The sequence below is a fragment of the Bradyrhizobium sp. genome (assembly GCF_049581145.1).
GTDB lineage: Bacteria > Pseudomonadota > Alphaproteobacteria > Rhizobiales > Xanthobacteraceae > Bradyrhizobium.
In genome coordinates this window covers 1-6,249 of record NZ_JBAURI010000256.1, presented here as the reverse complement: position 1 = coordinate 6,249, position 6,249 = coordinate 1, and the positions used below count along the sequence as shown (strand labels likewise).

Genomic DNA, 6,249 nt, shown 5'->3' with positions numbered 1-6,249 from the left:
TGCGCGAATTGAGCCTGGTCGAGAAGAGCCAGCGCGAGCGCGCCGCCGAGGCCGACCCGCGCGTCAAGGAAGTGTTGGCGCGCTTTCCCGGCGCGCGGGTGGTCGAAGTGCGCAAGCTTGCCCCCGAGCCGGCGGATACCGATATGAGTGTCGATGAACTCGGCAGCGAGGACGTCGGCGAGGGTTTTGACCGCGATTAGGCCACCTAAGGAAAAAACGATGCCCGACATTCTCGGCATGATGAAACAGGCGGCGCAGCTGCAATCCAAGATGCAGGCGATGCAGGACGAACTCGGCCTGATCGAGGTCGAGGGCATGTCCGGCGGCGGCCTCGTGTCGGTGCGCATGAGCGCCAAGATGGAAGTGAAGGCGATCAAGATCGACCCGTCGTTAATGAAGGCGGAGGAGCGTGAGATCCTCGAGGACCTGCTGGTGACCGCCTGCGGCGATGCGCGGCGCAAGGCCGAGGTCGCGATGCAGGAGAAGATGCAGGCCCTGACCGGCGGTCTCGGCCTGCCGCCCGGCCTCGGCCTTGGTTAGATTTGGCCTTGGATAGACATGTCCGCCATTGCCGGTCCCGAGATCGAACGGCTGATCCAGCTTCTGGCGCGGCTGCCCGGGCTCGGCCCGCGCTCGGCCCGGCGCGCCGCGCTGCACCTGATCAAGAAGCGCGAAGCCTTGATGACACCCTTGGCCTCCGCGCTGCAGGTCGCGATCGACAAGATCCAGGTCTGCAAGACCTGCGGTAATATCGACACGCAGAATCCCTGCACGCTGTGCACCGATCCGCGCCGCGACGGCGCGATCATCGTGGTGGTCGCCGATGTCGCCGATCTCTGGGCGCTGGAGCGCGCGAATGCAACCAACGGGCGCTATCACGTGCTCGGCGCCACGCTGTCGCCGCTCGACGGCGTCGGCCCGCAGGATCTGACCATCGACGCGCTGATCGCCCGCGCGCATGATCCTCGTATCAGCGAAATCATTCTGGCGCTGAATGCAACCGTGGATGGACAGACCACGGCCCATTACATCACCGATCTGTTGCAGGACGCCAACGTCAAGGTGACGCGACTGGCGCACGGTGTGCCGGTCGGCGGCGAGCTTGATTACCTCGACGAAGGTACGCTATCTGCAGCGATGCGTCAGCGCACGCTGTTCTAGCCAGACACAAGCGGGAAATTTCGACATGACGAAACCACGATTCGCCAAACGCTCGGCTTGTGTCGCAATCATGGCGGCCGCACTGGCAGCATCAGCGGCGCGTGGCCAGCAAGCCGGGCCGGCGGCGGAGCCAGCTCCAAAAGCCGGAAAATTGATCAGGACCGGCGATGTGCTGTCGGGCGAACTCGAAACCATGCGGGTGCGTCACGGCAAGGAGGGCAAGCCTGTCGCGACCTATCAGATCACCAGCGAACCGCGGCGGCTGCCGCCGCCGAGCGGCCTGTGCAACCTGGAAACCGGACCGGAAACCTTCGAGATCATCACCCGGAACGACGCGCAGGTCGCGCAGCTGCGGGCCCTCGTCGGCAAGGAGATCTCGATCAAGGTCGACGAGATCGCCTGCGCGCAGGACGCCGGCGAGATGAGCGAAGCCGTGGTCTCCAAATGGCGCGTGGTGACGACGCGTTAGATGTCGGCGCTAAACCTTCGCCGCCTCGAGCGCCTCGAAATGTCCGCGGCGCTGCAGCCAGGCGAGGAGCACGAAGCTCGGAATCGCCGAGGCGGCGCAAATCAAGAAGTAACTGAACCAGCCGGTCGCATCGTAGATATACCCGCTGCCGGCTGCAAACACGTTGCGCCCCAGCGCCGCCAATGCGGTCAATAGCGCGTATTGTGTCGCGGTATGCAGGGGGTTCCCGCACAATGCCGAAAGATAGGCAACGAAGGTCACTGTGCCCAGGCCCGCGGTGAATTGTTCCGCCGTGATGGCAAATGTCAGCCACGCCGGGTCGGCGCCGACCACGGCCTGCCAGGAGAAGGCCAGAATGGCGAGCGCCTGGAGGACGCCGCCGATCCACAGGCTCGTGCTCAACGGAAACGAGCGGGCGACGAAGCCCCCCACAAAACCGCCGGCCAGCGAAGCCGCAAAACCGACGCCCTTGAGGATGGTCGCAAGCTCAATGCGCGTGAAGCCGATCTTCAGCGCGAAAGTCGTGTTCAGCGCGGTCGCCAGTGCATCGGAAAGCTTGAACAGCGTAACGAACAAAAGGACGGCGATTGCTGCATCACGCGAGAGAAAGTCCTTGAGACTCGCGATTGCAACCTCGACAACGCGCCGTGCCGCGTTTTCGTCGATATGAGCAACATGCTCGACGCTGGCCTTGGCCGAGGATGCCGGTTCGACGGCGAGAAAGGTCGCGGCCAAGCCGACGATGATCAGAAGGGCCATCGCAATATAGGCAGCGCCATAGGCCTGCTGTTGCCCGAAACCCAAGCTGACAAAGCCGCTGACAAGGAACAACGTACCGGCGCCCGAGACCAAGGCTGCGATTCGGTAGGCGGCAACGTAGGAAGCCATGCCGGCGGCCTGTTCCGGCTCCGTCAGGCTCTCGACCCGGAATGCGTCGATGACGATATCCTGCGTAGCAGAGGCCGTCGTGACCAGCAGCGCCGCAACTGCCACGAGGCCCGGCGCCTTCAACGGGTCGCAGCAGGCAAGCAACAGGGTGGCGGCGATCAGCATGAGCTGAGTCAGGAACAACCATCCACGGCGCCGACCGAGCAGCCGTGTCAGCACGGGTATGTCAATGGCATCGACTGCCGGAGACCAGAATACCTTGGCCCAATAGGGCGTCCCGACAAAAGCGAACAGCCCGATGGTTTTGATATTGACGCCACTTTCCGTCAGCCAGGCTTGCAGTGTTTGCCCGGCAAGGGAGAACGGAAGGCCGCCTGAAAATCCCAGCAACATCACGACCAGCACCCGGCGCTGCAGATAGACCGCGAGCCCGTCGCGCCATGAGGCTGGGGGAGCTGCGTGACTCTCGGATGATGCGGGCGTGGCTTCTGGTGCTGTCATGGAGAGGTGTTAGCATATTCGCCGGGGAAACACTGCCATCGCCCCGTCAAGCGGGCGATGACAGTGAGCGTAGTGCCTCTGTGCTTACCTCATTGACGCAAACCTACTCGCCCGCCTGCAGCTTGATCGGCGCGGGGAACAGGTCCGACGTCGCCGATTTCACCAGTCGCGGCGGCTCGAGTGGTGTGTCGGGTTTGCTGAAGTCGAGTTCCTCGATCCGCCCCGCCCGTTTCTCGATCTTGTCGGCAGAGATCAGGATCTGTCGGACGTCCTCATTGACGTCGCCAAAATGCTTCTGCAGCTTCAGCACGCGCTCGCGCAGGCGCCCGAGATCGTCGCCGAGATTGAGCACCTCGGTGCGGATCTGGTCGGCGGCATCGCGCATCCGCGCGTCGCGCAGGATCTGCTGCATCACCTGGATCGCCAGCATCAACAGCGACGGCGACACCAGGACGACGCGGGCGCGATAGGCCTTCTGCACGATCTCGTCAAAGCCGTCATGAATTTCGGCATAGACCGATTCCGACGGTACGAACATCAGCGCGGTGTCCTGGGTCTCGCCCGCGATCAGATATTTTTCCGCGATATCGTTGACATGCTTCATGACGTCCGTGCGCAGCCGCTGCGCCGCGACCTTGCGTTCGTCGTCGCCGCGGGCGTCGTGCAGCGCCGTCATCGCTTCCAGCGGGAATTTCGCGTCGATGCAGAGCGGCCGCTGGTCCGGCAGGAACACCACGCAATCCGGCCGTTTGCCTGTCGAGAGCGTGAACTGGAATTCGTAGGCGCCCCGCGGCAGTCCGTCCTGGACGATCGCCTCCATCCGGGCCTGGCCGAAGGCGCCGCGCGACTGCTTGTTGGCGAGCACGTCGCGCAAGGTCGTGACCTGCGAGGTCAGTTCGGTAAGATTCTTGTGCGCATTGTCGATGATGCCGAGCCGCTCATGCAGCACGCGCAGGCTGTCCATGGTGTTGCGGGTGGTCTGCTCCATCGACTGGCCGACGCGGTGGGTGACCGAATCGAGCCGCTCGTTGACGGCGCGCGCCATCTCGGCCTGGCGCCCGGACAGCGACTGCGCCATCGCATCGACCCGGCCGTTGGCCTCGCTCTGCGCCCGCATCATGTCGGACAGCCGCAATTCGAGTTCGTCGGCGCGCATCGCCTGCGCCATCGCGAACTCGGCCCCGCGCCGTCCCGACCGCGCCACCACGATGGTGAGGATCACCAGCAGCGACAGCGCCAGCCCGGCAGCGCCGATCGCTAGGTCGCTGATGTGGACCGGCCAGTCGCCGAGTCGGAAGAGAATCTGGTTCATGCCGCCTGTGTAGCCGATTCGCGCGGCGCCACGAACGAAGGGCGAACATTTTTGGTGAATAGATGGTAAAATTTTATGGTTAACGAAGCGTTGATTTTCATGGCTAACCAGGGGTTAACAGGTTCCCCGTCGCATTGACCCCGGCAAATCAACCGCTTAAATCGCCCGCCATGCCCCTAAGACAAATCATCATCCTGCCGGACAAGCGGTTGCGGCTGGTGTCCAGGCCTGTTGCCACGGTGACTCCGGAGATCCGCAAGCTCGCGGACGACATGTTCGAGACCATGTATGAGGCGCCCGGCATCGGGCTGGCCGCCATCCAGGTCGCCGAACCCGTGCGCCTGATCACGATGGACCTCGCCAAGCCCGACGAAAACGGCGAGACCAAGCACCTGCCGCGCGTCTTCATCAACCCCGAGATCCTGTCCTCGTCGGAGGACAAGTCGGTCTATGAGGAAGGCTGTCTGTCGATTCCCGAATATTACGAGGAGGTTGAGCGGCCGGCGCGGGTGCGGGTGCGCTTCTCCGATCTCGACGGCAAGGTGCATGAGGAAGACGCCGAGGGGCTGTTCGCCACCTGCATCCAACACGAGATCGATCATCTCAACGGCGTCCTGTTCATCGATTATCTGTCGAAGCTGAAGCGCGACCGGGTGCTGAAGAAATTCTCCAAGGCTGCCAAGCGCGCGGAGGATTAGGGGCCGTAGGCTTTCGGTCGGGGCATGGTCGACTCTCTCAATCGTCATGCCCCCGGGCATAGCCGTCCGAAGCACGGCGTCGCTTCCGCTAGCCTGAGACCCGGGCATCCACGTCTTTCTTTTCGGGGCAAGAACATGGACGGCCGGGACAAGCCCGGCCATGACGGCGTAAAATCGCAGCTTCCTTAGGGAATTTTCCAGGCCATGCCGCTTCGTCTGATCTTCATGGGCACGCCGGACTTCGCGGTGCCGACGCTTCTCGGACTGGTGGCGCACGGCCATGAGATCGCGGCCGTCTATACGCGCGTGCCCAAGCCGGGCGGCCGTGGCATGAAACTGCAGCCGACGCCGGTCGAAGTCGAGGCGCGGCGGCTCGGCATCCCCGTGATCACACCGAAGACGCTGAAGACCGCGCAGGCGCTCGAGCAATTTCGCGCGCACGGCGCCGACGCGGCGGTGGTCGTCGCCTATGGCATGATCCTGCCGCAGGCGATTCTCGATGCGCCAAAACTCGGCTGTTTCAACCTGCATGCCTCGCTGCTGCCGCGCTGGCGTGGCGCCGCGCCGATCAACCGCGCCATCATGGCAGGCGATGCCGAGACTGGCGTCATGGTCATGAAAATGGACGCAGGTCTCGATACCGGCGATGTCGCGATGGCCGAGCGCATCGCGATCTCGGACACGATGACCGCGGCCGATCTGCACGATGCCCTGGCGCCGCTTGGCGCCGATTTGATGGCGCGCGCGATGGCGGCGTTGGCGCGGGGCGCGCTGCAATTGACCAAACAGAGCGGCGAGGGCGTCACCTACGCCGCCAAGATCGACAAGGCCGAGGCGCGGATCGACTGGACGAAGCCGGCGCATCAGGTGCTGCGCCACCTTCACGGGCTGTCGCCATTCCCCGGCGCCTGGTGCGAGATGCCGCTCGACGGCCAGCCGGCACGCGTCAAGATCCTGCGCTGTGCGCCGGCCGAAGGGTTGGGCGCGCCGGGCGCGGTGCTCGACGATCACCTCACCGTGGCCTGCGGCGACGGCGCGATCCGCATCCTCGAGCTGCAGCGCGCCGGCAAGGCGCCGATGAAATCGGCGGAATTTTTGCGCGGCACGCCGCTGAGGGCGCCGATGCGGCTCGCCTGATGCCCCGCTACAAGCTCACCATCGAATATGACGGCACGCCATTCTCGGGCTGGCAGATCCAGGACAATGCCCCGACCGTGCAG

Annotated in this window: 7 protein-coding genes and 2 pseudogenes; 7 read left to right on the top strand and 2 right to left on the bottom strand. The window is 64.2% G+C overall.

Going from position 1 to position 6,249, the window contains the following annotated elements:
• The 4 genes and pseudogenes from WCB02_RS08750 to WCB02_RS08735 form a co-directional block, all read left to right on the top strand.
• Nucleotides 1–200: pseudogene (locus tag WCB02_RS08750) on the top strand (DNA polymerase III subunit gamma/tau); the annotation flags it as partial.
• Between the two features lie 19 nt (nucleotides 201–219).
• Nucleotides 220–540 (top strand): YbaB/EbfC family nucleoid-associated protein, encoded by a 321-nt coding sequence (locus WCB02_RS08745; RefSeq protein WP_423957549.1) that lies wholly within the window; start codon nucleotides 220–222, stop codon nucleotides 538–540.
• Between the two features lie 18 nt (nucleotides 541–558).
• Nucleotides 559–1,161 (top strand): recombination mediator RecR, encoded by a 603-nt coding sequence (gene recR / locus WCB02_RS08740; protein ID WP_423957547.1) that lies wholly within the window; start codon nucleotides 559–561, stop codon nucleotides 1,159–1,161.
• 25 nt (nucleotides 1,162–1,186) lie between these two features.
• Nucleotides 1,187–1,630 (top strand): hypothetical protein, encoded by a 444-nt coding sequence (locus WCB02_RS08735; protein ID WP_423957546.1) that lies wholly within the window; start codon nucleotides 1,187–1,189, stop codon nucleotides 1,628–1,630.
• Between the two features lie 9 nt (nucleotides 1,631–1,639).
• Here the strand turns inward: WCB02_RS08735 and WCB02_RS08730 are convergent, their stop codons facing one another.
• Both WCB02_RS08730 and WCB02_RS08725 read right to left on the bottom strand, forming a co-directional pair.
• Nucleotides 1,640–3,019 (bottom strand): AmpG family muropeptide MFS transporter, encoded by a 1,380-nt coding sequence (locus WCB02_RS08730; RefSeq protein ID WP_423957545.1) that lies wholly within the window; start codon nucleotides 3,017–3,019, stop codon nucleotides 1,640–1,642.
• Nucleotides 3,020–3,122: 103 nt separating this feature from the next.
• Entirely contained in the window at nucleotides 3,123–4,331 is a 1,209-nt protein-coding gene (locus WCB02_RS08725; RefSeq protein WP_423957544.1) for a DNA recombination protein RmuC, read from the bottom strand.
• Nucleotides 4,332–4,501: 170 nt separating this feature from the next.
• Here WCB02_RS08725 and def point away from each other — a divergent pair, with 170 nt between their 5' ends.
• From def to WCB02_RS08710, 3 genes and pseudogenes are all read left to right on the top strand, one after another.
• Nucleotides 4,502–5,029 carry a peptide deformylase gene (gene def / locus WCB02_RS08720; protein WP_423957543.1) on the top strand — a complete coding sequence of 176 codons (528 nt, stop codon included), beginning with the start codon at nucleotides 4,502–4,504 and terminating at the stop codon, nucleotides 5,027–5,029.
• 204 nt (nucleotides 5,030–5,233) lie between these two features.
• Complete coding sequence (gene fmt / locus WCB02_RS08715) at nucleotides 5,234–6,166, top strand: methionyl-tRNA formyltransferase (protein ID WP_423957542.1); 933 nt, start codon at nucleotides 5,234–5,236, stop codon at nucleotides 6,164–6,166.
• Nucleotides 6,166–6,249 (top strand): annotated as a pseudogene (locus WCB02_RS08710) (tRNA pseudouridine(38-40) synthase TruA); the annotation flags it as partial. The gene fmt and the pseudogene WCB02_RS08710, both read left to right, overlap by 1 nt.